Annotated in this window: 19 protein-coding genes and 1 pseudogene; 16 read left to right on the forward strand and 4 right to left on the reverse strand. The window is 72.9% G+C overall.

The window, feature by feature from the left end; genetic code table 11:
* Window positions 1-90: 90 nt before the first annotated feature.
* Complete coding sequence (locus ACWFQ8_RS28990) at window positions 91-2,559, reverse strand: SulP family inorganic anion transporter (RefSeq protein ID WP_453789235.1); 2,469 nt, start codon at window positions 2,557-2,559, stop codon at window positions 91-93.
* 235 nt (window positions 2,560-2,794) lie between these two features.
* On the opposite strand from ACWFQ8_RS28990, the gene ACWFQ8_RS28995 reads away from it, so the two are divergent.
* Entirely contained in the window at window positions 2,795-4,081 is a 1,287-nt protein-coding gene (locus ACWFQ8_RS28995) for a hypothetical protein (RefSeq protein ID WP_453789236.1), read from the forward strand.
* On the opposite strand, the gene ACWFQ8_RS29000 is transcribed toward ACWFQ8_RS28995, so the two are convergent.
* Window positions 4,050-5,060 (reverse strand): ATP-binding protein, encoded by a 1,011-nt coding sequence (locus tag ACWFQ8_RS29000; protein WP_453789237.1) that lies wholly within the window; start codon window positions 5,058-5,060, stop codon window positions 4,050-4,052. The genes ACWFQ8_RS28995 and ACWFQ8_RS29000 overlap by 32 nt on opposite strands.
* A 109-nt stretch (window positions 5,061-5,169) precedes the next feature.
* Here ACWFQ8_RS29000 and ACWFQ8_RS29005 point away from each other — a divergent pair, with 109 nt between their 5' ends.
* The gene (locus tag ACWFQ8_RS29005) at window positions 5,170-5,991 is read left to right on the forward strand and encodes an oxidoreductase (RefSeq protein ID WP_453789238.1); all 822 of its coding nucleotides are present in this window, start codon (window positions 5,170-5,172) and stop codon (window positions 5,989-5,991) included.
* A gap of 480 nt (window positions 5,992-6,471) precedes the next feature.
* On the opposite strand, the gene ACWFQ8_RS29010 is transcribed toward ACWFQ8_RS29005, so the two are convergent.
* Entirely contained in the window at window positions 6,472-7,308 is an 837-nt protein-coding gene (locus ACWFQ8_RS29010) for an HAD family hydrolase (protein WP_453789258.1), read from the reverse strand.
* 511 nt (window positions 7,309-7,819) lie between these two features.
* Here ACWFQ8_RS29010 and ssd point away from each other — a divergent pair.
* Genes ssd through ACWFQ8_RS29045 form a run of 7 tightly spaced genes read left to right on the forward strand, consistent with a single transcriptional unit; the run spans window position 7,820 to window position 12,853 of the window.
* Entirely contained in the window at window positions 7,820-9,058 is a 1,239-nt protein-coding gene (ssd, locus tag ACWFQ8_RS29015) for a septum site-determining protein Ssd (protein ID WP_453789259.1), read from the forward strand.
* Complete coding sequence (locus ACWFQ8_RS29020) at window positions 9,055-10,203, forward strand: TadA family conjugal transfer-associated ATPase (protein WP_453789239.1); 1,149 nt, start codon at window positions 9,055-9,057, stop codon at window positions 10,201-10,203. Before ssd ends, ACWFQ8_RS29020 begins: the two co-directional genes overlap by 4 nt.
* Window positions 10,200-11,084 (forward strand): type II secretion system F family protein, encoded by an 885-nt coding sequence (locus ACWFQ8_RS29025; protein ID WP_453789240.1) that lies wholly within the window; start codon window positions 10,200-10,202, stop codon window positions 11,082-11,084. The genes ACWFQ8_RS29020 and ACWFQ8_RS29025 overlap by 4 nt, the downstream gene beginning before the upstream one ends.
* Window positions 11,084-11,860, forward strand: coding sequence for a type II secretion system F family protein (locus tag ACWFQ8_RS29030; RefSeq protein WP_453789241.1), 777 nt, complete (start codon window positions 11,084-11,086; stop codon window positions 11,858-11,860). The genes ACWFQ8_RS29025 and ACWFQ8_RS29030 overlap by 1 nt, the downstream gene beginning before the upstream one ends.
* A gap of 36 nt (window positions 11,861-11,896) precedes the next feature.
* Window positions 11,897-12,094, forward strand: coding sequence for a DUF4244 domain-containing protein (locus ACWFQ8_RS29035; protein ID WP_453789242.1), 198 nt, complete (start codon window positions 11,897-11,899; stop codon window positions 12,092-12,094).
* A 16-nt stretch (window positions 12,095-12,110) separates the two neighbouring features.
* Entirely contained in the window at window positions 12,111-12,458 is a 348-nt protein-coding gene (locus ACWFQ8_RS29040) for a TadE family type IV pilus minor pilin (protein ID WP_453789243.1), read from the forward strand.
* Entirely contained in the window at window positions 12,455-12,853 is a 399-nt protein-coding gene (locus tag ACWFQ8_RS29045; RefSeq protein ID WP_453789244.1) for an Rv3654c family TadE-like protein, read from the forward strand. The genes ACWFQ8_RS29040 and ACWFQ8_RS29045 overlap by 4 nt, the downstream gene beginning before the upstream one ends.
* Window positions 12,854-13,208: 355 nt before the next feature.
* Here ACWFQ8_RS29045 and ACWFQ8_RS29050 read toward each other — a convergent pair.
* Window positions 13,209-15,681: pseudogene (locus ACWFQ8_RS29050) on the reverse strand (DEAD/DEAH box helicase).
* A gap of 82 nt (window positions 15,682-15,763) precedes the next feature.
* Between ACWFQ8_RS29050 and bldG the strand changes: the two are divergent.
* The 7 genes from bldG (at window position 15,764) to topA (ending at window position 25,303) form a co-directional block, all read left to right on the forward strand.
* A complete protein-coding gene (gene bldG, locus ACWFQ8_RS29055) occupies window positions 15,764-16,105 on the forward strand; it encodes an anti-sigma factor antagonist BldG (protein ID WP_030028781.1) in 342 nt (113 codons plus the stop codon).
* Window positions 16,106-16,207: 102 nt separating this feature from the next.
* Window positions 16,208-16,648, forward strand: a complete 441-nt coding sequence (locus ACWFQ8_RS29060; RefSeq protein ID WP_453789245.1) for an ATP-binding protein — start codon at window positions 16,208-16,210, stop codon at window positions 16,646-16,648.
* 269 nt (window positions 16,649-16,917) lie between these two features.
* Entirely contained in the window at window positions 16,918-19,317 is a 2,400-nt protein-coding gene (locus ACWFQ8_RS29065; RefSeq protein WP_453789246.1) for a sodium-translocating pyrophosphatase, read from the forward strand.
* A 161-nt stretch (window positions 19,318-19,478) separates the two neighbouring features.
* Window positions 19,479-20,051 (forward strand): small secreted protein, encoded by a 573-nt coding sequence (locus ACWFQ8_RS29070; protein WP_453789247.1) that lies wholly within the window; start codon window positions 19,479-19,481, stop codon window positions 20,049-20,051.
* A 209-nt stretch (window positions 20,052-20,260) separates the two neighbouring features.
* Window positions 20,261-21,775, forward strand: coding sequence for a DUF7059 domain-containing protein (locus ACWFQ8_RS29075; protein WP_453789248.1), 1,515 nt, complete (start codon window positions 20,261-20,263; stop codon window positions 21,773-21,775).
* A gap of 191 nt (window positions 21,776-21,966) precedes the next feature.
* The gene (locus ACWFQ8_RS29080) at window positions 21,967-22,164 is read left to right on the forward strand and encodes a hypothetical protein (protein ID WP_453789260.1); all 198 of its coding nucleotides are present in this window, start codon (window positions 21,967-21,969) and stop codon (window positions 22,162-22,164) included.
* A gap of 310 nt (window positions 22,165-22,474) precedes the next feature.
* Window positions 22,475-25,303 carry a type I DNA topoisomerase gene (gene topA, locus ACWFQ8_RS29085; RefSeq protein WP_453789249.1) on the forward strand — a complete coding sequence of 943 codons (2,829 nt, stop codon included), beginning with the start codon at window positions 22,475-22,477 and terminating at the stop codon, window positions 25,301-25,303.
* The last annotated feature ends 151 nt before the right edge of the window (window positions 25,304-25,454 follow it).

Raw genomic sequence — 25,454 nt, forward strand, 5'->3', positions numbered from 1 at the left:
GACGGCGTACGACGGCGCAGGAATGGCCCCTTCCCGCCGCAAGGTGCGGGAAGGGGCCAACCGATTGCACGGATACGGGAGGGTATCGGTTCAGGCGTTCTGACCGACGCTGTCGAAGACCCGGCAGTCGAAGAAGTCCTCGCCCTCCGAGAGCAGGTAGGCCTGCGCCTCACCCACGTGGAAGTACATCCCGTGGAGCTCCAGGGTTCCCTCGGCGAGCCGACGGGCCACCGACTCGTGCGCCCGCAGGTGCTCCAGCTGCTGCACCACATTGGTCAGGCACAGCTGCTCCACCGCGTCCGCCGGGAGCCGGCCCGAGATCCGGGCCCAGGCGTGGTGCCTGCTGCCCATCCGCTCCAGGCTGGGCAGACCGTGCCGCAGCCAGCGGCGCAGCGGGGTCGTCGGCGCGCCGGGCGAGGAGCTGAGCAGTGCCTGCATGGCGCCGCAGCCCGAGTGCCCGCACACCGTGATGCTGTCCACCTCCAGCACGTCCACGGCGTACTCGATGGCCGCCGCGACGGAGTCGTCGGTGGACTCGGCGCCCGGCAGCGGGACCAGATTGCCGACGTTGCGGACGGTGAACAGGTCCCCGGGGCCGCTGGCGGTGATCATGCTGGTCACCAGGCGGGAGTCCGCGCAGGTGAGGAAGAGCTGCGAGGGGCGCTGCCCCTCGCGGGCCAGCCGGGCCAGCTCGTCCCGCACGTGCGGTGCGGTGTCGCGCTGGAAGGCGCCGATGCCGTTCGCCAGTTGGCCGGCGCCGCGCCTGCGGGGCGCCGGTGTCGGCGCACCGGAGGCCGCCGTCTCCCGGGCGGACGCGGCCCGCGCCGCGGCGTCGGCCGCGGTTCCGGTCGTGGGCCGGGAGTGCGTGACGGCTGCGTCCGTGCCGGTGCCGGTGCCGGTGCCGGCGCCGCTGCCGGTTCCGTGGCCGGCGGCGGAGCCGTGGCCCGCGCCCGTCGCCGGCGTACCGGCACCGGCCGTGAGGGAGTTGATCGCACGGTGGTCGCAGTGGTTCTGCCACGGCGTCCACGGGCGACAGCACTGGTGGCCCTCGCGCCGGGAGCGGTCGGTTTCGCCGGACCGGGCGGACCCGGTGCGGCCGGTCACCTCGGCCGAACCGCCGTGCGACCGATGGGATTCCTGCCAGTCCTGCAGGGTCTCGTAGGCCGCGTGGTCCATGAAGGAACCGTCCAGCTCGACCACCACGTGCCCGTCGTGCGGGATCTGGTTCAGCACCCGGCTCAGCCGGGGCACCGCGAGGAAGGTCAACTGCCCGCGTGCCAGGACGCGGTGCGCGCCGTCCTCGGTCCTCTCCAGTGTGATCCGGGTGCGCGCCAGCCGGTGCAGGGCCAGCGCGACGGCCACCGCGATGCCGATGGCGACGCCCTCCAGGACCCCGCCGAGCACCACGGCCGCGATGGTCGTGCCGTAGACGAGGGCCTCCCGGTGCCGGGTGACGGTGCGCAGGTGGGTGATGCTGACCATCTGCACACCGACCGCCATCACCAGCGCGGCCAGGGCGGCCAGCGGGATCATGTCGAGGACCGGTACGAGCAGACCGGCCGCGAGCAGCACCCACAACCCGTGCAGCATCGACGATCGCCGGGTGGCCGCACCGGACTTGACGTTGGCCACGCTGCGGACGGCCACGCCGGTGATGGGCAGTCCGCCCAGTGCTCCGGAGACGATGTTCGCCGCGCCCTGGCCCCGGAGTTCCCGGTTCAGGTCGGCGCGCGGCGGGCGCTTGGCCGTACCCCGCTCGGACGCGATCAGCTTGTCGGTCGCCACGGCGGACAGCAGCGACTCGACGCTGCCGACCAGGGTGATCGTCAGTACCGCGGCGATGAGGCCGAGGACGGGCCCTTCCGGCAGCTCGGGCAGCGCGTGGCTGCGCCAGGACGGCAGGTCGACGCGGGGCAGCGAGAGCCCGGTCAGGGCGGCGAGAGCGGTGGCCGTGGCCACGGCGGCGAGCGCGGCCGGCACCTTGCGCAGGGCGCGGCCCGCCCGTCCGGGCAGGCGGGGCCAGCTCAGCAGCACGAGCAGCGTCAGCGCGCTGACGCCGAGCGCGGCCGGGTGCAGGTCGGCGAGCTGGCCGGGGAGGCCGAGGACATTGGCGACGACGGAGCTCTGCGGGGTGCCGCCGAGCACGATGTGCAGTTGGGCCACGGCGATGGTCACGCCGATGCCCGCGAGCATGCCGTGCACGATGGCGGGGCTCACCATGAGCGCCGACCGGGCGGTGCGCAGCGCGGCGAGGCCGAGCTGGCAGAAGCCGGCGAGGACGGTGATGGCGCAGGTGGTGCGCCATCCGTAGTGCTGGATCAACTCGGCGGTGACCACGGTCAGTCCGGCCGCGGGGCCGCTCACCTGGAGCGGCGCGCCGCCGAGCCGTGCGGCCACGATCCCGCCGACCGCCGCGGCCACGAGGCCCGCCTGGAGCGGGGCGCCGGTGGCCAGGGCGATGCCGAGGGAGAGCGGCAGTGCGATCAGGAAGACCGCGATGGAGGCGGAGAGGTCCGCCGAGAGGTCGGTGGTCGTGGGCTGGGTGGAGGTGGCTGTCATAAGGTCCCGTCTCCTCTGGGGAGGGATGAAGCGGCGGGATTCTCAACACTCGGTAAATGGATGGTAATGGAGAGTAAAGATGAGCGGTGGACAATCAGCGCAAATGGCGTACGAAATCCCACGCACGAGTGAATAAGCATTTTGTCCGGCTTGTCATACGTATCCCTCGGCGGACCGCATGGGACGTTGCGGCGCGGAAGTCCTGCGACGGAACTGCGAGGGAGAGGTGGGGCGGATGATCGCCGCCACGAGGAAGATCGCCGGCGGCCTGGTCGCCGTGGCGCTGGTTCTGGGCGCGGCCGGATGCAGCGCCTCGGAGTCCCCGGCCCCCGGAGGTCCCGGCGCCACGAAGGGTGCCCCCGCCCCCGAGGCTCCGGGCGGCGTCAACCGGCCCATCGGCGACGGGTCGACCGTCTACACCGGCCCGCAGCCGAACGTGCGCAAGCCGGAGAGGCTGGGGCACGGCGAGAAGCCCCCGCAGTTCGTGGTGTTCTCGTGGGACGGGGCGGGAGAGGACAGCCAGAAGCTCTTCTCGCACTTCCGCGAGGTCGGCAAGAAGTACAACGCCCGGATGACCTACTTCCTCAGCGGCGTGTACATGCTTCCCGAGGAGAAACGTTTCCTCTATACGGCCCCGCAGCACGCGGCGGGCCGCTCGGACATCGGCTTCGGCGACCCCCAGGGCATCAAGGACACCGCCACCCAGGTGCGCGGCGCCTGGCTGGAGGGCAATGAGATCGGCACCCACTTCAACGGGCACTTCTGCGGCCCCGAGGGCGGCGTCGGCACCTGGTCCGTGGACGAGTGGAAGAGCGAGATCGCCCAGGCCAAGTCCTTCGTCAAGAACTGGAAGACGAACTCGCCGGCCCTCAAGGGCCTGCCCGGCCTGCCCTTCGACTACGACAAGGAGCTCATCGGCGCCCGCACCCCCTGCCTGGAGGGGCAGAAGAACTTCATGCTGGCGGCGAAGGACCTGGGCTTCCGCTACGACTCCAGCGGCATCAGCAAGCAGATCTGGCCGAAGAAGACGGACGGCCTCTGGGACATCCCGCTCCAGCTGGTGCCCATGCCGGGGCGCGCCTTCGACACGCTGAGCATGGACTACAACTACATGGTCAACCAGTCCGGGACCACCTCCCAGGGCGACCCCTCGCAGCACCGCTACTGGGGCGACCAGATGCGCGACGGCCTGCGCCAGGCCTTCGACCGGGTCTACCAGGGCAACCGCGCGCCGCTGATCATCGGCAACCACTTCGAGTCCTGGAACGGCGGCACCTACATGCGCGCCGTCGAGGAGTCCATCAAGCACATGTGCACGCAGAAGGAGGTCCGCTGCGTGCCGTTCCGCGAGCTGGTGGACTGGCTGGACGCCCAGGACCCCAAGGCCCTGGAGTGGATGCGCACCCTCGACGTCGGTGAGACGCCGAAGGAGGGCTGGCAGCGGTTCCTGACCGCGGGGCCGCCGGCCGCGCCGGCGACCCCCGAAGCGGTCACGCCGGCTGAGGAGCCGGACGAAGGCTGACCCCGCCGGCTGCCGCGCCCTCGCGCAGGACGAAGCCGGGGTCGACCTGCTCCGCCAGGTCGACCCCGGTCTTGGCATTGCCCCAGCTCTCCGCGTTCTTGAGGTGGAACCGCACCATCTGCTCGGTGTACCGGTCCCAATCGCGGTGCGCGTACGAGTCGTCGGCGGCGTCCTGGAGGGCCTGGAGCGCCAGCCGGTTGGTCGCCTCCAGCAGCTCGAAGGCGGCCGGCCGGCCCTTCTCCATCGCGCGCACCCAGTTGGAGTGCCCGACGGTGACCAGCAGGTCCCCGCCCACCTCGTCCTGCAGGAACTCGATGTCCTCCGGGCCCTGCACCTTGTTGCCGATGACCTTGAGGGCGATCCCGAAGTCCCGCGCGTACTCCTTGTACTGGCGGTACACGGAGACGCCCTTGCGGGTCGGCTCGGCGACCAGGAACGTCATGTCGAAACGGGTGAACATGCCCGAGGCGAAGGAGTCGGAGCCCGCCGTCATGTCGACGACGACGTACTCGTCCGGGCCGTCGACCAGGTGGTTCAGGCAGAGTTCGACCGCGCCGACCTTCGAGTGGTAGCAGGCCACGCCCAGGTCGGACTCCGTGAACGGGCCGGTGGCCATGAGCCGTACGGGCCCTCCGTCGAGCAGTACGGTCCGCGCGCAGGCCTCGTACACCGGGTTGTCCTCGGTGACGCGCAGCAGGCGCGAGCCCGCTCCGGGCGGGGTGGTTTTGATCATCTCGTCGGCGGACGGGATGCGCGGGTTGGAGCCCCGCAGGTACTCCTTGATCAGGGGCAGGTGCGCGCCGAGGGCGGGCAGCCCGGCGGCCTCGTCCTCGCCGAGTCCGAGCGCGGCGCCCAGGTGCTGGTTGATGTCGGCGTCCACCGCGACGACGGGGGCCTCATTGGCTGCGAGGTGGCGGATGAAGAGGGAGGACAGCGTGGTCTTGCCGCTGCCGCCCTTTCCCACGAAAGCGATCTTCATGTTCACCTAGCGTAGTGGGTCGATCGCATGGTGTGGTCGAGGTGAGTGAAGAAGACCACTCCAAGGAGGGGTCGGTGCTACGGGTGGGCAGTGCGTAGGCTCCCTACCTATGAGTAGCGCTTCTGACCCGTTGGCCGCACTGGCCGGGCTTCCGGGTGTCGCCGAGTCCGTGGATTCCGTACGCAAGGCCGTGGACCGGGTCTACGGGCACCGGGTGATGCGCCGCCGCGGCGGGGAGATCGCCTCGGAGGCCGCGCTGCGCGGCGCCCGGGGCAGCGCGGCGCTGTCCGGGGCGGACTGGGCGCTGGAGGAGGTGCGCCGCCGGACCGACTTCGGCTCCGAGCCCGAGGCGCTGACGGTGGGCGCCGCCCTGCGGCTCGCCGCGGAGGCCGGCCAACTGCTCAGCATCTGGCGTCAGTCGCCGCTCCGGGTGCTGGCGCGGCTGCACCTGGTGGCGTCGGGGTCGACGGCGGAGGGGGACGTCGTGGGCCGCCCCCGCCTCGCGGGGGAGTCGGTGAGCGAACCGCTGGTCGAGCTTCCGCTGCCGAGCGCCGAGGAGGTCGCGGGCCGGCTCGACGGCCTGTCGCGCCTGATCATCGCGGGCGGCTCCGCCCCGGCGCTGATCACGTCGGCGGTCGTGCACGGGGAGCTGTTGGCGCTGCGTCCGTTCGCCTCGTACAACGGGCTGGTCGCGCGCGCGGCCGAGCGCATCGTCTTGATCAACAGCGGCCTGGACCCCAAGGCGATCTGCCCGGCGGAGGTCGGTCACGCGGAACAGGGCCGCGCCGCCTATCTGGCCGCCTTCGAGGGCTACGTCTCCGGTACGCCGGAGGGGATGGCCGCCTGGATCGCGCACTGCGGCCGGGCGATCGAGTTGGGGGTCCGCGAGTCGACGGCGGTCTGTGAGGCGCTGCAGCGCGGCGCGGCCTGAGGCTCGACGACCCCGGACAAGGGTTGCGGCGACACCGTCTTGCTCTGGTGTCGCCGCTGGCATTCGCGCCCAGTTACCAAGCGTCCTCGAAGGTTGCCCATCAGGTCGGGAACTTTGCCCGTCACCTGGTGCGGCTGGCCCGTATTCGACGGGTCGACGTCGCGTGGGTGCTCGGCGTTCATGCTTCGGTCCGTGGGCCTTACTGCGTTTTAAAGATGATCCTCTCGGATGTTCTTTGGTCTCGCGGGCCGTTGACTCCTTTCTACTCCGCTTCGGAGAGAAGCGAAACCCCTCGTTCCACTTCTTTACTTTCCAGGGCGAGCAGGGGCGAATCGGACGGCCTTTATCGGCACGGGTCAGGAGATGAGACCGAAGCCCCCGCCGGATGCGCGGCAGGGGCTTCGGTGCTGCGGAGCGGCTACGGCGGGGGCCGGAGTCCGGTGCTGGGGGGGCAGGCGCCGGCGGCGGCCGGCTCGGGGGTCAGGCGCCGGCGGCGGCGGCCAGCGCGGTGGCACGGCGCCGGTTCGCGTACCAGACCAGTCCGGCGGTCGCGGCGGCCGCGCCCACGGCGGCCGCGGCGACCAGCGCCGGGCGTGCCGGCATGGAGAACCCGGGCAGCCGCTGCTTGAGCCGTACCGGCCGGTTGAACACCAGCACCGGCCACTCGCGGGCCACGGCCTCGCGGCGCAGCGCCCGGTCGGGATTGACCGCGTGCGGATGCCCGACCGCCTCCAGCATCGGGACGTCGGTGGCCGAGTCGCTGTACGCGTAGCAGCGCGTGAGGTCGTACCCCTCGGACGCGGCGAGTTCGCGCACGGCCTCGGCCTTCGTCGGCCCGTAGGCGTAGTACTCGATCTCGCCGGTGAAGCAGCCGTCCTCGCCCACGACCATGCGGGTGGCGACGACCCGGTCCGCGCCGAGCATCTCCCCGATCGGCTCGACGACTTCGGCGCCGGAGGTCGACACGATCACCACGTCGCGGCCGGCCGTGTGGTGGGCCTCGATCAGGGACGCGGCCTCGTCGTAGATGATCGGATCGATCAGGTCGTGCAGCGTTTCCGCGACGATCTCCCGCACCTGCTGCACGTTCCACCCCTTGCAGAGGGCGGACAGGTACTCCCGCATCCGCTCCATCTGGTCGTGGTCGGCGCCGCCGGCCAGGAAGATGAACTGCGTGTACGCGGTGCGCAGCACGGCCCGCCGGTTGATCAGGCCGCCTTGGTAGAAGGACTTGCTGAACGTCAGGGTGCTCGACTTCGCAATGACCGTCTTGTCCAGGTCGAAGAAGGCTGCGGTGCGAGGCGCGGAGTGCGGCATGGGCTGATTTTCCACGCCCCGAGCATATGCGCCCACCATTCGGCGTAAGGTGTGGCGCGTGGGTTTGCCTGAGAAGGCTCTCGGGTACACCATGGAAGTCACGGATCGTTCGCGACCGTGCTAACCCGGTCTGGCTCCTCCCCCCCCGAGTCGGACCGTGGGGACGACCCCCGCTCTCCCCCCCGGCGGGGGTCGTCGCATGTCCGGACGCGGTTCGCGTCCCTGCCTTCGGCCCCGAGTGACCATTCCTCAGCCCCCTTCTGTGCGCGGGCCCTGCGTGGCGAAGATCCTCACCTCTCCAAACTCGTGACACTGCGTGATGGTTCCGCAGCGCTCCGGAACTCACCTGGGAGGGTGAGCGGGTTATTCACAATCGGACCGTTGTCCACAGTTTTCGAGCAAGATCCACTTGTTTTTCCCGATCGCGGCACGGTGATTCCTGCCGCGAAGTCCGCGGCGCTCGGATGTGCGGGAGAAGGAGGCGGAGATCGTGGCTCGATCGAAGTCGTTCATGGTGTCGAGGGCCGCCGAGGCGGCCGGAAGCGGTGCCGGCGCCGGTGCCGGAGCGGGGTCCGCGGCGGGCGGCGGACGGCCGCTGATCATCACCGAGGATCCGCTGCTGCTCGACGATCTGCTGCGGCTGTGCGCCGCGGCGGGCGCCGAGCCGCATGTGCACCACGGGCTGCCGGAGCGGGGCGCGGGCGGTGAGGACGCGGGGAGCCCCGGGAGCGACAGCTACGCGGGGCGGGGCGCCGCCGGCGGCCACGGGGACGGCGTCGGGGACGGCGGGTCCGCGGGCACGGTCGGATGGGAGTCCGCGCCGCTCGTGCTGGTCGGCGACGACGCCGCCCGGCGGGTGCGCGGGGCGCCGCGCAGGAGCGGGGTGTTCCTCGTCGGCCGCGACCCGGACGACCCCCTCGTGTGGCAGCGGGCGGTGGAGATCGGCGCCGAGGAGGTGCTGCGGCTGCCCGACGCCGAGAACCGGCTCGTCGACCGCATCGCCGACGTCGTGGAAGGAGCCGGGCGGCCCGCCCTCACCGTCGGAGTGATCGGCGGCAGTGGCGGTGCGGGAGCCTCGACGCTGGCCTGCGCGCTCGCGGTCCGGGCCGCACGGGGCGGCGAGCGCACCATCCTCATCGACGGCGACCCGCTCGGCGGAGGCATGGACGTGCTGCTCGGGGGCGAGGGCGCCGAAGGCCTGCGCTGGCCGGACTTCGCGGGCTCGCGGGGCCGGGTCGGCGCCGGAGCCCTGGAGGAGTCGCTGCCCGAGCTCCACGCGCTACGGGTCCTCAGCTGGGACCGGGGCGACCGGGTGGTGGTGCCGCCCGCCGCGATGCGCTCGGTGGTGGCCGCGGCGCGCCGCCGAGGCGGAGTCGTGGTCGTGGACCTCCCTCGGCGGGTGGACGAGGCCGTGGCCGAGGTCCTGGCCCAGCTGGACCTGGTGCTGCTGGTCGTCCCGGGCGAGTTGCGGGCCGTGGCGGCCGCCGGCCGGGTGGCGGCCGGCGTGCGGATGGTGGCCCGCGACGTGCGCGTCGTCGTACGGGGCCGCTGCACGGGCGGGCTCGACGCGGAGGCCGTGGCGGGGCTGCTGGGAGCGCCCTTGGCCGGCGAGGTGCCGGTGGAGGTGGGACTTCCGGGGAGGGTGGCGGACGGGGAACCGCCGGGCGCCCAGGGGCGCGGGGCGCTGGCCCGGTTCTGCGACGGCTTCTGGCGGCGGGCGCTCGCCCCTGCCCAGGGGGTGGCGGCATGAGCGCCGTACTCCTGGACGCGGTGCGCCGGCAGCTGGCCGAGAGCGGGGCGGAACCGACACCGGCCAGGGTCGCGGCGGCCCTGCGCGCGCAGGGGCGGCTGCTGGGGGACGCGGAAGTGCTGGGTGTGGCCGCCGAGTTGCGGTCCGAACTGGTCGGGGCGGGTCCGCTGGAGGCGCTGCTCGGCGACCCGGAGGTCACCGACGTACTGGTCGCCGCCCCCGACCGGGTGTGGGTGGACCGGGGCGGCGGGCTGGAGCTGACCGGGGTGACCTTCGCCGACGCCGGCGCCGTGCGCCGGCTCGCCCAGCGGCTGGCCGCCGTGGCGGGGCGGCGGCTGGACGACGCCCGGCCCTGGGTGGACGCCCGGATGCCCGACGGCACCCGGCTGCACGCCGTGCTGCCTCCGGTGGCGGTCGGCTCGGCCTGCCTCTCGCTGCGGGTGGTGCGGCCGAAGGCGTTCACGCTGGAGGAACTGGTCGCGGCGGGGACGCTGCCGCCCGGCGGGCAGCGCCTGCTCCGGGACATGATCGAAGCCCGCCTCTCGTTCCTCGTCTCCGGGGGGACGGGCACGGGCAAGACCACGCTCCTCAGTGCCCTGCTGGGGCTGGTCGGACCCGGCGAGCGGATCGTGCTCGCCGAGGACTCGGCCGAGCTGCGGCCCGACCATCCCCATGTGGTCCGGCTGGAGACGCGCCCGGCCAACCAGGAGGGGGCCGGCCTGGTCACCCTGGCCGACCTGGTGCGCCAGGCCCTGCGGATGCGGCCCGACCGGCTGGTGGTGGGCGAGGTGCGCGGAGCCGAGGTCGCCGACCTCCTCGCGGCCCTGAACACCGGTCACGAAGGGGGCTGCGGCACGGTCCACGCCAATGCCGCCGCGCACGTCCCGGCCCGGCTGGAGGCGCTCGGTACGACCGCCGGGCTCGACCGGGCCGCCCTGCACAGCCAGTTGGCGGCCGCCCTGACCCTGGTGGTGCACCTGGTCCGGGACCGGGCGGGCCGGCGCCGGGTGGCCGAGGTGCACGTGCTGGAGCGGGACGCCGCCGGGCTGGTGGTCACCGTGCCGGCGCTGCGCTGGTCCGCGCACGGCTTCGTACGGGAGCGGGGCTGGGAGCGGCTGGCCCCCCTGCTGCGGGGTGCGCGGTGAACGCGGCTGCGGCGCTGCCGGTGCCGGTGTTCGCCGGAGTGCTCTGCGCCGGAGCGGCGGCGTGGGCCCTGGCCGGGGGCGACCGGGCGTCCCGGCGGGTCCGGGCGGTGCTGGCCGGTGCCCACGCCGCGGTCCCGCGGGGGCCGACGCGCCGGGAGCGGCTCGTGGTCGCCGTACGGGTCCGGGCCGCGCGGTGGCAGGAGTGGGCCTGCCTCGGCGCCGGGGTGGTGCTCGCTGCGCTGGGCGGGTCGGTGGTCCCGCTGCTGCTCGGTGCGGGTGCCGTTCCCCTGGTGCGGCGTTGGCAGGCGGCGCGGGCGCGGGAGCGCGCGCGGACGGCGCGGGCCGCCGAGGTGGCGGCCCTGTGCGGGGCGGCGGTGGGCGAACTGCGGGCGGGTGCCCAGCCCGGGCAGGCGCTCACGGCGGCGATGCGGCGCACGGTCGCGGGCCCCGGTGGACCGGGGGTGGTGGAGACGGGAGTGCTCGCCGCCGCGGCCTTCGGCGGGGACGTGCCCGGTGCGCTGCGCCAGGCCGCTCGGGAGCCGGGAGCCGAGGGACTGGCCGGGATGGCCGCCTGCTGGCGGGTGTCGGTGGACGGCGGCGCGGGGCTGGCCGCCGGCCTGGACCGGCTGGAGGGCGCCCTGCGGGCTGAGCGGGACCGGGAGGAGTCGATGCGCGCCCAACTGGCGGGCGCCCGGTCCACAGCGGTCGTACTCGCCCTGCTGCCCCTGGTGGGCCTGCTGATCGGCACCGGTCTCGGGGCGAATCCGCTGCGGGTCCTGCTGCACACCCCGATGGGGTGGGGCTGCCTGCTGGCGGGCGGGGTGCTGGAGGCCCTGGGGTTGCTGTGGTGCCGGCGGATCGTGCGGACGGGGGAGCGGTGATGGGCGCTGCGGCGGTCCACGGGCTGGGGACGGTGCTGTGCCTCTCGGCGGCGGCGGTGGTCCTCGTGGCGGCGGTGACGTCCGGGCTCCGGGAGCGGGTGGCCCGGCGCAGGGCCGTGGCCCTGCTCGGCGCCGAACGGCGCCGTCACGGGGCGGTGTCCGGTTCCCGGATACGGGGCGCGGCCGCCGCGTGGTGCTGGCCGGCCGGAGCGCTGCTGGCGGGCTGGGTGCTGGTGGGCGGGGCGGCGGGGACGGCCGTGGGCGCACTGGCGGCGGTGGGCGTCCGGCGGTGGATGGCCAGGGAGCGAGCGCCCGCCGGTGTCGACGTTCGGGAGGTGGAGCGCCAGCTTCCTTTCGCCGCAGACCTGTTGGCCGCCTGCCTGGCGGCCGGCGCGGCCCCGGTCGAGGCCGCGGAGGTGGTGGGGGAGTCGCTCGGAGGCCCGGTGGGCGACGGGTTGGCGCGGGCCGGGGCGGAGCTGCGGCTCGGCGGTGAACCGGGAGCCGCGTGGGGGAGGCTCGCGCAGATACCGGGCGCCCGGGCGCTCGCGGAGTGCCTGGAGCGGGCCGCCAGGACGGGAGCCCCCGCGGCGGAGCCGGTCTCCCGCCTCGCGTCGGCCCTGCGGGCCGACCGCGCCCGGCGGGCGAGCGCCGGGGCGCAGCGGGCCGCGGTCCTCGTCACCGCGCCGGTGGGCCTGTGTTTCCTCCCCGCTTTTCTCGCGATCGGGGTCGCGCCGGTGGTGATCGGTATGGCATCCGGTCTTCTCTCCGGCACCTGAGGTCACATCAATAACGGAAAATAACAGGAGGTTGTCATGAGGATCATCATGATTCGGCTGCGGACGGCACTGAGCGGTCGTGGGAACGACGCGGGGATGTCCACTTCGGAATACGCCATGGGCACGATCGCGGCGTGTGCGTTCGCCGCCGTTCTGTACAAGGTGGTCACGAGCGAAGTGGTCTCCACGGCCCTGCAATCGACCATCGGGAAGGCGCTCGATGTGCCCTTCTGAGAAGAATCCCCGTCGAATGGGCGACCGGGGATATGTGACGGCGGAGGCAGCCCTGGTGATCCCGGCGCTGGTGCTGTTCGCGGCGCTGCTCGTATGGGCGCTGATGGCGGCGGCCGCGCAGATCCGGTGTGTGGACGCGGCCCGGGCCGGTGCCCGGGCGGCGTCCCGGTCGGAGCCGGTGGAGGTGGCCCTCGCGGCGGCCCGGCAGGCCGCGCCGGCGGGGGCGGAGGTGGAGCTGGAGCGGATGGACGACCTGTGGCGGGTCCGGGTGACGGCCCCGGCGCCGGGCCCTGCCGGACTGCCGCTGCGGCTCGGGGCCCGGGCGGTGGCCCTGGCCGAGGACAGCGTGGGGCCGCCGCCGTGAGCCGGGACCGGGGGTCGGCGACGGTGTGGGCGACGCTCGTTGCCACGGTGCTGGGCGCGGTGTTCGCAGGTGTCCTGCTGCTGGGCCAGGCGGTCGTGGCCCGGCACCGGGCGGCGGCGGCAGCCGACCTTGCGGCGCTCGCGGCGGCGGCGACCTGGGCCCGCGGTCCGGAGACGGCCTGCGCCGCGGCCGTCCGGGTGGCCCGCGCCCAGGACGCCGTCCTGGGGGAGTGCCGGCTCCTCGGTGAGGTCGCCGAGGTGACGGCGCGGTCACGGGCGGGCCCTTTCAACCCCGAGATCCGGGCCCGTGCGGGCCCGCCCCTGGAGCCCCGCGGCACGGGCGGAGGACCCGCCCCTCCCGCCGCGCGCCTCCCGGCGGCGGCCGGGGAAGCGTGAAGCTCGGGGTCCGGGGCGCTGCCCGAAGCCTCCCGTCCCGCCCCGGACGGCTCCCGTTCCCGGCCGGCCGTGGGACGGAGCGGTCCGGGCGGGGAGCCGTCGGCTCGGGCGGGCCTGAGGGGGAGCCGTCGGCCGGGGGCGGCGCGGGTCGGGAGCGGGAGCCGCCCGGCAGCCGCCGGGACGGGACGGGCGGGACGGGACGGGCGGGTCGGGAGCCGCCGGGACGGGACGGGCGGGTCGGGAGCCGTCGGGCCGGGGGCGGCGAGGGTCGGGAGCCGGCGGGACGGGACCGTGCAGGTCGGGAGCCGTCGGGCCGGGGGCGGCGAGGGTCGGGAGCCGGCGGGGTCGCGGCGGATCAGGGCTGGGGGGTGGGAGCCGGCGGGGCGGCGGAGAGGAGGCGGGTCAGGAGGCGGACGGCGCCGCGCTTGTGCAGGGGCTCGTTGCCGTTGCCGCACTTGGGGGACTGGATGCACGAGGGGCAGCCGGCCTCGCACTCGCAGGCCGCGATCGCGTCGCGGGTCGCCGTCAGCCAGGCGCGGGCCGTGTGGAAGGCCCGCTCGGCGAACCCGGCGCCGCCGGGGTGGCCGTCGTAGACGAAGACCGTGGGGAGGAGGGTGTCGGGATGCAGCGGCACGGAGACGCCGCCGATGTCCCAGCGGTCGCAGGTGGCGAAGAGCGGGAGCAGGCCGATGGAGGCGTGCTCGGCGGCGTGGAGGGCGCCGCCGAGGATCTCCGGATTGATCCGGGCCTCGTCGAGCTGGTCCTCGGTGACCGTCCACCACACGGCCCGGGTGCGCAGGGTGCGGGGCGGCAGGTCCAGCTTGGTCTCGCCCAGCACCTCGCCGGTGATCAGCTTGCGGCGCAGGTAGGAGACGACCTGGTTGGTGACCTCGACGGAGCCGTAGCAGAGCCGGGCCGAGCCCCAGGGGATCTCGGTCTCGGTCTCCAGGATCGAGATGGAGGTGGTGTCGCGGGCGGTCGTGGAGAACGGCGGGTTCGCCTCTTCGACGAGGGCCGCCGAGTCCTCCAGGTCCAGGTGCTTCACGAGGTAGGTACGGCCCTGGTGGAGGTGGACGGCCCCGTCGTGGACGGCGGTGTGGGCCGCCGACTCGTCGACCGTGCCCAGCAGCCGGCCGGTCGCGGCCTCGACGATCTGCACCGGGCGCCCGCCGCCGCCCCGGATGTCGGTCAGGTCCGAGGCCCGCTCCCGGCGGGTCCAGTGCCAGGCCGTCGCGCGCCGCCGCAGCAGCTTCGCCGCTTCGAGCTGGGGCAGGAGGTCGTGCGTCGTCGGGCCGAAGAGCTCCAGGTCGGGCTCCGTCAGCGGGAGCTCCGCCGCCGCCGCGCACAGGTGCGGGGCGAGGACGTACGGATTGTCGGGATCCAGGACGGTCGCCTCCACGGGCTGCCGGAACAGCGCCTCGGGGTGGTGGACGAGGTAGGTGTCCAGCGGGTCGTCCCGGGCGATCAGCACGGCCAGGGCCCCCTGGCCCGCCCGACCGGCCCGACCGGCCTGCTGCCACAGGGAGGCCCTCGTACCGGGATAGCCCGTGATGAGTACGGCGTCGAGCCCGGAGACGTCCACACCCAGCTCCAGGGCCGTCGTGGCGGCAAGTCCGAGCAGCTCGCCCGAGTGCAGGGCGCGCTCCAGGGCCCGGCGCTCCTCGGGCAGGTAACCGCCCCGGTAGGCCGCGACCCGCCGGACCAGCGAGCGGTCGACCGCCGCGAGGCGTTCCTGGGTGATCACCGAGATCAGTTCGGCGCCGCGCCGTGAGCGGACGAAGGCGACCGTGCGGACACCCTGCGCGACCAGGTCCGTCAGCAGGTCGGCGGTCTCGGCGGTGGCCGTCCGGCGCACGGGCGCGCCCTTCTCGCCGCGCAGCTCGCCGATCAGCGGTGGCTCCCAGAGGGCGAAGACCACCTCGCCGCGCGGCGAGGCGTCGTCGGTGATCTCCGTCACCCGGACGCCGGTCAGCCGGGAGGCGGCCGCCGCCGGGTCGCTGGCGGTGGCGGAGGCCAGCAGGAAGACCGGTTCGGAGCCGTAGCGGGCGCACAGCCGCCGCAGCCGGCGCAGTACCTGGGCCACATGGGAGCCGAACACGCCGCGGTAGCTGTGGCACTCGTCGATCACGACGTAGCGCAGGGCCCGCAGGAAGGAGGACCAGCGGGGGTGGGCGGGCAGGATCCCGCGGTGCAGCATGTCGGGATTGGTGAGCACGTAGTTGGCGTACTGGCGCACCCATTCGCGCTCCTCGACGGGCGTGTCGCCGTCGTAGACCGCGGGGCGGACCGCGTTGCCGAGCGGGGCGGCGAGTTCCCGCACGGCCCGCCGCTGGTCGGCCGCCAGCGCCTTGGTGGGCGCCAGGTACAGGGCGGTGGCGCCCCTGCCGTTCGGGGCCTGCGCGCCGTCTGCGAGGGCGGAGAGGACGGGTGCGAGGTAGGCCAGGGACTTCCCGGAGGCGGTCCCGGTGGCGACGACCACGGACTCGCCGTCCAGGGCGAGCTCGGCCGCCGCCGCCTGGTGCTCCCACGGATGTTCGATCCCGGCGGCCGTGATGGCGGCCACGACATCCGTTCGGATGCGGTCGGGCCAGACTGCATGACGACCCGCCCGAGGGGGCAAGTGCTCCGTATGGGTGATGCGAGCAGCCCGGGAAGACCCCCGTGACAGCCGGTCCAGGACCGTGTCGGGAGTGGGTCGCGCGTCCGCGGGTGCCGTGGGCCGACCGGGGCGGTGAGTGTTGGCCATTGAAAGCGAGTGTGTCACTGGCGTGCGGGACAATGGTCCCAAGGCGTCGTGCGCGCCCTGTCGGTAAGTGATTGAATGCCATCGCGGCAGCCAATCCCTCCCCTACCTTCGGGTGGGGTAGGCCCCTGGGGGGCGCCGCTCGATAGCAAGGTGCTGGAGGATCCGTGGACCTGTCCCTGTCGACTCGCACTGTCGGCGACCGCACGGTCGTCGAGGTCGGTGGCGAGATTGATGTGTATACCGCGCCCAAGCTGCGCGAGCAGTTGGTCGAGTTGGTGAACGACGGCAGCTACCACCTGGTTGTCGACATGGAGCGAGTGGACTTCCTCGACTCCACCGGGCTTGGTGTGCTCGTGGGAGGCCTCAAGCGCGTCCGCGCGCACGAGGGTTCGCTGCGTCTGGTGTGCAACCAGGAGCGCATCCTGAAGATCTTCCGCATCACCGGTCTGACCAAGGTGTTCCCGATCCACACCACTGTGGACGACGCCGTCAACGCCACCGACTGACGGCTCCGGCCGGCGTGCTGCCGGCGAGGAGTACGGGGGTGCCGGGCCGTCGATCGGCCCGGGCCCCTGTCAAGTCACGCCCGTAGTCCGAGGGGGACGCGCATGGCCACCGTTGAACTGCGCTTCAGCGCCCAGCCCGAACACGTTCGGACGGCCCGCCTCGTCGCGGCCGCCGTGGCGCGGCGGGCCGGCGTGGAGGAAGCCGTCCTCGACGAGGTTCGCCTCGCCGTGGGCGAGGCCTGCTCGCGTGCCGTCGGGCTGCACCGCACCAACGGACTGACCGCGCCCGTCCGGGTCGTGCTGATCGAGGAGGAGAAGGTGTTCTCCATCGAGGTCGGCGACGAGGTTCCCGGACCGGCCGGCGGTTCGGCCGAGGCCGTGTCCGGCATCGAGGCCGCCCTGGACCCCGACACGGACGGCCAGGACGAGATGGGTCTCGCCGTGATCAGCGGGCTCGTCGACGACGTCGAGGTGACCAGTGGCGAATCGGGCGGGACCATTCGGATGAGCTGGCCCACCGCCGGGGTCGCCGAGGCCCGGTAGCGCGTCCGCCCGCTGCGCGGGGTGCGCATTCCCTCGTATTTTCCGATCTTCATCAAGGCCCTGCTGAGCAGGGCCTTTTTCATGCTCTCCCGATCAATGATCAGGCGTCAATGCCTTTGCCCCATTACTGCTTTCGAGGGTAATGGAGTGACGCGATCCATTGCTGAGGAGCGAGAGCACGCCAATTCCGTTTCCCGCGTACTGTTTTGATCACGGCGCGCTCCCTACAATCCGTCCACATCTTGAGCTCATCACGTCAAGGAGGACGAATGACGGGGCTCTTCACCCCTATCGCGCCGGGTCGCACCACTGACCTGGCAGCCGCAGTACTCACCGATGACAATCGGCTTATCGTGATCGTCATCGCGGTCGTGGCACTCGCCGCGCTCGTCGTCGCGCAGATCCTGGTCCGCCAGGTCCTCGCGGCCGACGAGGGAACCGACAGCATGAAGAAGATCGCCGCCGCCATCGAGGAAGGCGCCAACGCCTACCTCGGCCGTCAGCTGCGCACGCTCGGCGTCTTCGCCGTCGTGGTCTTCTTCCTGCTCTTCCTGCTCCCCGCCGACACCTGGTCGCAGCGGGCCGGGCGATCCGCCTTCTTCCTCGTGGGCGCCCTCTTCTCGGCGGCCACCGGCTACATCGGCATGCGTCTCGCGGTCCGCGCCAACGTGCGCGTCGCCGCCGCCGCGCGCGAGGCCACCCCCGCCGAGGGCGAGCCCGCCAAGGACCTGACCGAGGTCTCCCACAAGGCGATGAAGATCGCCTTCCGCACGGGCGGCGTGGTCGGCATGTTCACCGTCGGCCTGGGCCTGTTCGGCGCTTCGTGCGTCGTCCTGGTCTACGCCGCCGACGCCCCGAAGGTGCTGGAGGGCTTCGGTCTCGGCGCCGCCCTGATCGCGATGTTCATGCGTGTGGGCGGAGGCATCTTCACCAAGGCCGCCGACGTCGGCGCCGACCTGGTCGGCAAGGTCGAGCAGGGCATTCCGGAAGACGACCCGCGCAATGCCGCGACCATCGCCGACAACGTGGGCGACAACGTCGGAGACTGCGCCGGAATGGCCGCCGACCTCTTCGAGTCGTACGCCGTCACCCTGGTGGCCGCGCTGATCCTCGGCAAGGTCGCCTTCGGCGACATGGGCCTCGCCTTCCCGCTGATCGTGCCCGCCATCGGCGTGATCACCGCGATGATCGGCATCTTCGCGGTCTCCCCGCGCCGGTCCGACCGCAGCGGCATGACCGCCATCAACCGCGGCTTCTTCATCTCCGCCGTGATCTCCCTGGTGCTGGTCGCGATCGCGGTCTACGCCTACCTGCCGGCCAGCTACAAGGACCTCGTCGGCGTCGAGGACGCCGCGATCGCCAACCACGCCGGCGACCCGCGCGTCCTGGCCGTCGTCGCCGTCGCGATCGGCATCGTGCTGGCCGCCCTGATCCAGCAGCTGACCGGCTACTTCACCGAGACCAACCGCCGTCCCGTCCGGGACATCGGAAAGTCCTCCCTGACCGGCGCGGCCACCGTCGTCCTCGCCGGCATCTCGGTCGGCCTGGAGTCGGCGGTCTACACGGCGCTGCTGATCGGCCTCGGCGTCTACGGGGCCTTCCTGCTCGGCGGCACGTCGATCATGCTCGCGCTGTTCGCAGTGGCCCTGGCCGGTACCGGCCTGCTCACCACGGTCGGCGTCATCGTCGCCATGGACACCTTCGGACCCGTCTCCGACAACGCCCAGGGCATCGCGGAGATGTCCGGTGACGTCGAGGGCGCGGGCGCGCAGGTCCTGACCGACCTGGACGCCGTGGGCAACACCACCAAGGCCATCACCAAGGGCATCGCCATCGCCACGGCGGTGCTCGCCGCGGCCGCGCTCTTCGGCTCGTACAACGACGCCATCGCGACCGCGGTCAAGGAAGTCGGCGCCAAGTCCGGGGAGATGAACCTCAGCCTGGACATCGCGCAGCCCAACAACCTGGTCGGGCTGATCCTGGGTGCGGCCGTCGTGTTCCTGTTCTCCGGCCTCGCCATCAACGCGGTCTCCCGCTCCGCGGGCGCCGTGGTCTACGAGGTGCGCCGCCAGTTCCGCGAGCACCCCGGGATCATGGACTACAGCGAGAAGCCCGAGTACGGGCGGGTGGTCGACATCTGCACCAAGGACGCGCTGCGCGAGCTCGCCACCCCCGGCCTGCTCGCCGTCCTCACCCCGATCGCCGTGGGCTTCTCCCTCGGCGTGGGGGCGCTGGGCTCCTTCCTCGCAGGAGCCATCGGTACGGGCACCCTGATGGCGGTCTTCCTCGCCAACTCCGGCGGCGCGTGGGACAACGCGAAGAAGCTCGTCGAGGACGGCCACCACGGCGGCAAGGGCAGCGAGGCCCACGCCGCGGTCGTCATCGGCGACACGGTCGGCGACCCGTTCAAGGACACCGCGGGTCCCGCGATCAACCCGCTGCTCAAGGTGATGAACCTGGTGGCGCTGCTGATCGCCCCGGCCGTCGTGCAGTTCAGCTTCGGCCCGGACACCAGCGCGACCGTACGGGCCGTGGTGGCGGTCCTCGCGATCGGCATCATCGTCGGTGCGGTGTACGTCTCCAAGCGCCGCGGCATCACCGTCGGCGACGAGGCCGAGGACGGAGCCGCCGAGCGGGTGAAGACGGCCGATCCGGCGACGGTCACCTGACCGGTACACCGGCAGAGGGACGGGCGGGACGGGCAGGGTCGGCCGTACGCCCGAACGGCGGACGGGCGGTGCGGAGTGACGCGCCGTCCGTCCGCCTTTGTGCGTCCCCCGATGGCAGGCGTGTATCTTCCGGGCCGAGAGCCTTCGAAGGGACCAATCCGGTGAACAAGAAGCTTGCGACCGCGTTGTCGGGCGGTGCGGTGCTGATGCTCGTCCTGTCCGGCTGCGGCGGGGACGACGGCGACAAGAAGGCCGACGCGTGGGCCAAGAAGGTCTGCGACGCGTGGCAGCCCGAACTCAAGAAGATCGAGGCCGCCAACGCGGACATCAAGCGCGTGGCGACGGAGAGCAGCAAGCCCGAGGAGGTCCAGTCGACGGACTCGGCGGCCTTCGGGACCATGTCCGCGTCGTACCAGTCGATGGGGACGGCCCTGCAGGAGGCGGGGATTCCGCCGGTCAAGGAGGGTACGGCGACCTCGGCCGAGGCCGTCAAGGGCTTCGAGTCCACGTCCAAGGGCTACGCCGACCTGAAGGCGAAGATGGACGCCCTCGACCCCAAGGACCAGACGAAGTTCGCCGAGGGGCTCAAGGAGCTCGCGGGCGGCCTGGAGGAGGCGACGAAGGGCGGCAAGGACGCCCTCGCACAGCTGAACGCGGGCGGCCTGGACAAGGCCATGAACAGCCAGAAGGGCTGCCAGGTCACAGCGCCGTCCACGTCGCCGTCGCCCAAGTAGCCCGGCGCACCGACGCATCGGCGGTCGGACGGACCGGCGGACCGGCGGGCGGGCCCGCGCTGTTCGCCGCCGCCCGCCCGCCCGGCGCCCGTCGTTGCTCCCCGGGGCCGCCCCGTCCTGCGCTCCGGGGCGCACGCGCGGGGCGCCGCATCCCACGCCGACGGTCGCGTGGCGCACGGATTCCCGGTGCCAGCGGACACAATGGGCGGGTGAGTACCACCAGCCTTCCCTCGTCCGCCCACGCCGCCGAGCTCCGCACCGCCCTCCTCGCCGCCGGTTTCACCGCCGACGGACTCCTCGACCTGCTCGGCGCCCCCGCCTACGCGGCCCTGGCCCGCAGTGAGACGGTGCCCGCCCTGCGGGCGACCCGCGCCGCGGCCGACGCCCCGCTCGCGACCCTCGTCCGGCTGTTCCTGCTCCAGCAGCCCGTGCCGTACCCGCACGCCGCCGCCGCACTGCCCGTCGAGACGGCCCTGGCCGACGGCTGGTTGCGGCGCGCGGGCGACGAGGTGTACGCCGCCGTCGACGTGCGGCCGTACGGCGGTCCGGACGGCGAGGACTGGTTCATCGCCTCCGACCTCGGCTGCGCCGTCGGCGGGGCCGGCGGGATCGGCAGCCGTGAGGAGGCCGTGGTCCTCGGCGTCGGCGGCGCGTCCACCACCCTGGCCGGGATCACCGTGCGCACCCCGGTCGGCTCCGCCCTCGACCTCGGGACGGGATCGGGCATCCAGGCGCTGCACGCCACCCGGCACGCGACCCGGGTCACGGCCACCGATGTCAACCCGCGCGCCCTGGAGTTCACCCGTTTGACGTTGGCCCTGTCGGGGGCGCCGGAGGCCGAGCTGCTCACCGGCTCGCTCTTCGAGCCGGTCGGCGACGCGACGTACGACCTGATCGTGTCGAACCCGCCCTTCGTGATCTCCCCGGGCGCCCGGCTGACGTACCGCGACGGCGGCATGGGCGGCGACGACCTGTGCCGGACGCTGGTGCAGCAGGCCGGTGCCCACCTCCGCCCGGGCGGGTTCGCGCAGTTCCTGGGCAACTGGCAGCACGTCGAGGGCGAGGACTGGCGGGACCGGCTGCGCTCCTGGGTGCCGCGCGGCTGCGACGCGTGGATCGTGCAGCGCGACGTGCAGGACGTGACGCAGTACGCGGAACTGTGGCTGCGCGACGGGGGCGACCACCGCACCGACCCGGCCGAGTACGTCCAGCGGTACGAGGACTGGCTGGACGAGTTCGAGGCCCGCAAGACCAGGTCCGTCGGCTTCGGCTGGATCACCCTGCGCCGGTCCGACGCGGCCGAGCCCTCGATCGTCGTCGAGGAGTGGCCGCACTCGGTGGAGCAGCCGCTCGGCGAGACGGTGCTGGCGCACTTCGCCCGGCAGGACTACCTGCGCGACCACGACGACGCCTCGCTGCTGGAGGCGTACTTCGCGCTCGCCCCGGAAGTGGTCCAGGAGCAGGTCGGCGCACCCGGCGCGGAGGACCCCGAGCACGTGGTGCTCCGGCAGCACCGCGGGATGCGGCGCGCCACCAAGGTCGACACGGTCGGGGCCGGGTTCGCCGGAGTGTGTGACGGCTCACTCAGCGCGGGCCGCATCCTGGACGCGATCGCGCAGCTGGTGCAGGAGGATCCGGTCGTTCTGCGGGACCGCACTCCGGAGGCCATCCGGCTGCTGGTCGAGCAGGGATTCCTGGAGCCGGTGGCGGATCCGGCGCGGTAGCCGGAGTGGTCCGGGGGCCGTCCCGAATGCCGTCCCGATGCCGTCCCGATGCCGTCCGGGGAACCGTCCGGGCCGGCTGCGGCACCCGGATGTAACCGGGGGTTCGCCGTCCGTACTCCCACGGCTGTCATGCTCCTGCAGAGCGGGATCCGGGGGGATCCCGGGAGCGGCTCAGGGGTATGGGGAACGGCATGGACAACGGCCCGGCGATCTTCGCGGCGACCGTGTTCCTGCTGTTCGGGGCCGCTCTGCTGGCCTGGACGGGGGCGCGCTCGCTGCACGGCGCGCCGGTGGCAGAGGGCGCGCGCCCCGTCGCGGCCGCAGCGCTCGCCCTGCTGGCCGGCGGCGTGTCGCTGGCGCTCGGCGTGTGGTGCCTCACGCGGATCTGACGCCGGGGCGCGGGGCCGCGTACGGCGGGTCGTGAACACCCGCGGGCCCTGGTGGGGACCGGTGCGGGGCGGCTTCCGGGACGGGTACGGCGCGACGCGCGCGGGTGGGGCCAGGTGGCCCCCGGGCCACTCGGCCCGGTGACCGGGAGCGGTCCGGCGCGGTATCCGGGCGGCAGAAGTGGCACTTGTCGGGTTACCGTTCGAGTGGCCGTTGCGGGCTTGTGCCGTTTGACACGGGTGCGGGTTGTACCGTCACACTCCGCAGCGTCGCCGTAATGCGACCGAGTGCCGACCGGAGAGAAGAGCCAAGTTGTCCCCGACTAGCGAGACCGCAAAGGGCGGCCGCCGACTCGTCATCGTCGAGTCCCCTGCCAAGGCGAAGACGATCAAGGGCTATCTCGGCCCCGGATACGTCGTCGAGGCGAGCGTCGGGCACATCCGCGACCTCCCGAACGGCGCGGCAGAGGTTCCCGACAAGTACACCGGCGAGGTCCGCCGCCTCGGCGTGGACGTCGAGCACGACTTCCAGCCGATCTACGTCGTCAACGCGGACAAGAAGGCCCAGGTCAGGAAGCTCAAAGAGCTCCTGGCCGAGTCCGACGAGCTCTTCCTCGCCACCGATGAGGACCGCGAGGGCGAAGCCATCGCGTGGCACCTGCAGGAAGTCCTCAAGCCCAAGGTCCCCGTCCACCGGATGGTCTTCCACGAGATCACCAAGGACGCGATCCGCGACGCCGTCGCCAACCCGCGCGAGCTCAACCAGCGCATGGTCGACGCCCAGGAGACCCGCCGCATCCTCGACCGCCTCTACGGCTACGAGGTCTCGCCGGTCCTGTGGAAGAAGGTCATGCCGCGCCTGTCGGCCGGCCGCGTCCAGTCGGTGGCCACCCGCCTCGTCGTCGAGCGGGAGCGCGAGCGCATCGCCTTCCGGTCCGCCGAGTACTGGGACCTGACCGGAACCTTCTCCACCGGCCGCGCCGGTGACGCCTCCGACCCCTCGACGCTGGTCGCCCGCCTGAACACGGTGGACGGCAAGCGCGTCGCGCAGGGCCGCGACTTCGGCTCGAACGGGCAGCTCAAGAGCGAGGTGCTGCACCTCGACGAGGCGAACGCCAGGGCGCTCGCCGCCGCGCTGGAGGGCGCCTCGTTCGCCGTCCGCTCGGTCGAGTCCAAGCCGTACCGCCGCTCGCCGTACGCCCCGTTCCGCACGACCACGCTCCAGCAGGAGGCCTCGCGCAAGCTCGGCTTCGGTGCGAAGGCGACCATGCAGGTGGCGCAGAAGCTGTACGAGAACGGCTTCATCACCTACATGCGTACGGACTCCACGACGCTCTCCGGGACCGCCGTGACGGCGGCGCGGGCGCAGGTCACGCAGCTCTACGGGGCCGACTACCTGCCGGAGAAGCCGCGCGTCTACGCGGGCAAGGTCAAGAACGCCCAGGAGGCGCACGAGGCGATCCGTCCTTCGGGTGATCGTTTCCGCACGCCGGCCGAGACGGGTCTGACCGGTGACCAGTTCCGCCTGTACGAGCTGATCTGGAAGCGGACCGTCGCCTCCCAGATGAAGGACGCGGTCGGCAACTCGGTCACCGTGAAGATCGGCGGCCGGGCGGGCGACGGGCGGGACGCCGAGTTCACCGCCTCCGGCAAGACGATCACCTTCCACGGCTTCATGAAGGCGTACGTCGAGGGCGCGGACGACCCGAACGCCGAGCTCGACGACCGCGAGAAGCGGCTCCCGCAGGTCGCGGAGGGCGACGCCCTCGCCGCCGAGGAGATCACCGCGGACGGTCACTCGACCAAGCCGCCGGCCCGCTACACCGAGGCCTCGCTGGTCAAGGAGCTCGAAGAGCGCGAGATCGGCCGCCCGTCCACGTACGCCTCGATCATCGGCACCATCCTCGACCGCGGCTACGTCTTCAAGAAGGGCACGGCGCTCGTGCCGTCCTTCCTGTCGTTCGCCGTGGTCAACCTCCTGGAGACGCACTTCGGACGGCTCGTCGACTACGACTTCACCGCGAAGATGGAGGACGACCTCGACCGCATCGCGCGCGGCGAGGCCCAGTCCGTGCCGTGGCTCAAGCGCTTCTACTTCGGCTCGGAGGACGCCACGGAGGTCGTGCCCGCCGAGGGCGACCACCTCGGCGGTCTGAAGGAACTGGTCACCGACCTGGGCGCGATCGACGCCCGGGAGATCTCCTCCTTCCCCGTCGGCGAGGGCATCGTGCTGCGCGTCGGCCGCTACGGGCCGTACGTGGAGCGGGGCGAGAAGGACGCCGAGGGCCACCAGCGGGCCGACGTACCGGAGGAGATGGCGCCGGACGAGCTGACGGTGGAGTACGCGGAGGAGCTGTTCGCGAAGCCGAGCGGCGAGTTCGAGCTCGGCAAGGACCCGGTCAGCGGCAACGAGATCGTCGCCAAGGACGGCCGCTACGGCCCCTATGTGACGGAGATCCTGCCCGAGGGCACGCCGAAGACCGGCAAGAACGCGGTCAAGCCGCGGACCGCCTCGCTCTTCAAGTCGATGAGCCTGGACACGGTCACCCTCGACGACGCGCTCAAGCTGATGTCGCTGCCGCGCGTGGTCGGAGCGGACGCCGAAGGCGTGGAGATCACCGCCCAGAACGGCCGCTACGGCCCGTACCTGAAGAAGGGCACGGACTCGCGGTCGCTGGAGACCGAGGACCAGCTGTTCTCGATCACGCTGGACGAGGCCCTGGCCGTGTACGCCCAGCCGAAGCAGCGCGGCCGCGCCGCGGCCAAGCCGCCGTTGAAGGAACTGGGCACGGACCCGGTGAGCGAGAAGCCGGTCGTGGTCAAGGACGGCCGCTTCGGTCCGTACGTGACGGACGGCGAGACGAACGCGACGCTGCGGCGCGAAGACGACGTCGAGACCATCACGCCGGAGCGCGGCTACGAGCTGCTCGCGGAGAAGCGGGCCAAGGCCCCGGCCAAGAAGGCGGCGAAGAAGGCACCGGCCAAGAAGGCCCCTGCCAAGAAGGCGCCCGCCAAGAAGGCGACGGCGACGAAGACCGCTGCCGCGAAGACGACGACGGCGAAGAAGGCGACGGCCGCGAAGACCGCCGCCAAGAAGACGGTCGCCAAGAAGGCCGCGGCGACCGCTTCCTCGGAGGACTAGGGCGGGGACCGGCGACCTTGCCGGTCCGGCACTGGCCTTCGTCCGACCGGTACGGGGCCCCGCGCGGTGCGCGGGGCCCCGTCCGTCGTCCCGGCGGCCCCGGACCGGGGTGCGAAGGGGGGCGGGGCGGACCTTGTCCACAGCCCTCCGC

The sequence above is a fragment of the Streptomyces sp. NPDC055254 genome (assembly GCF_053606025.1).

Coding starts and splice junctions, on each gene's coding strand:
- ACWFQ8_RS29060 (WP_453789245.1), top strand. CDS start 16,208: ATGGCCACCGTTGAACTGCGCTTCAGCGCCCAGCCCGAACACGTTCGG.
- ssd (WP_453789259.1), top strand. CDS start 7,820: ATGGTGTCGAGGGCCGCCGAGGCGGCCGGAAGCGGTGCCGGCGCCGGT.
- ACWFQ8_RS28995 (WP_453789236.1), top strand. CDS start 2,795: ATGATCGCCGCCACGAGGAAGATCGCCGGCGGCCTGGTCGCCGTGGCG.
- ACWFQ8_RS29030 (WP_453789241.1), top strand. CDS start 11,084: ATGGGCGCTGCGGCGGTCCACGGGCTGGGGACGGTGCTGTGCCTCTCG.
- ACWFQ8_RS29035 (WP_453789242.1), top strand. CDS start 11,897: ATGAGGATCATCATGATTCGGCTGCGGACGGCACTGAGCGGTCGTGGG.
- ACWFQ8_RS28990 (WP_453789235.1), bottom strand. CDS start 2,559: ATGACAGCCACCTCCACCCAGCCCACGACCACCGACCTCTCGGCGGAC.
- ACWFQ8_RS29000 (WP_453789237.1), bottom strand. CDS start 5,060: ATGAAGATCGCTTTCGTGGGAAAGGGCGGCAGCGGCAAGACCACGCTG.
- ACWFQ8_RS29080 (WP_453789260.1), top strand. CDS start 21,967: ATGGACAACGGCCCGGCGATCTTCGCGGCGACCGTGTTCCTGCTGTTC.
- ACWFQ8_RS29005 (WP_453789238.1), top strand. CDS start 5,170: ATGAGTAGCGCTTCTGACCCGTTGGCCGCACTGGCCGGGCTTCCGGGT.
- ACWFQ8_RS29065 (WP_453789246.1), top strand. CDS start 16,918: ATGACGGGGCTCTTCACCCCTATCGCGCCGGGTCGCACCACTGACCTG.
- ACWFQ8_RS29020 (WP_453789239.1), top strand. CDS start 9,055: ATGAGCGCCGTACTCCTGGACGCGGTGCGCCGGCAGCTGGCCGAGAGC.
- ACWFQ8_RS29040 (WP_453789243.1), top strand. CDS start 12,111: ATGGGCGACCGGGGATATGTGACGGCGGAGGCAGCCCTGGTGATCCCG.
- ACWFQ8_RS29010 (WP_453789258.1), bottom strand. CDS start 7,308: ATGCCGCACTCCGCGCCTCGCACCGCAGCCTTCTTCGACCTGGACAAG.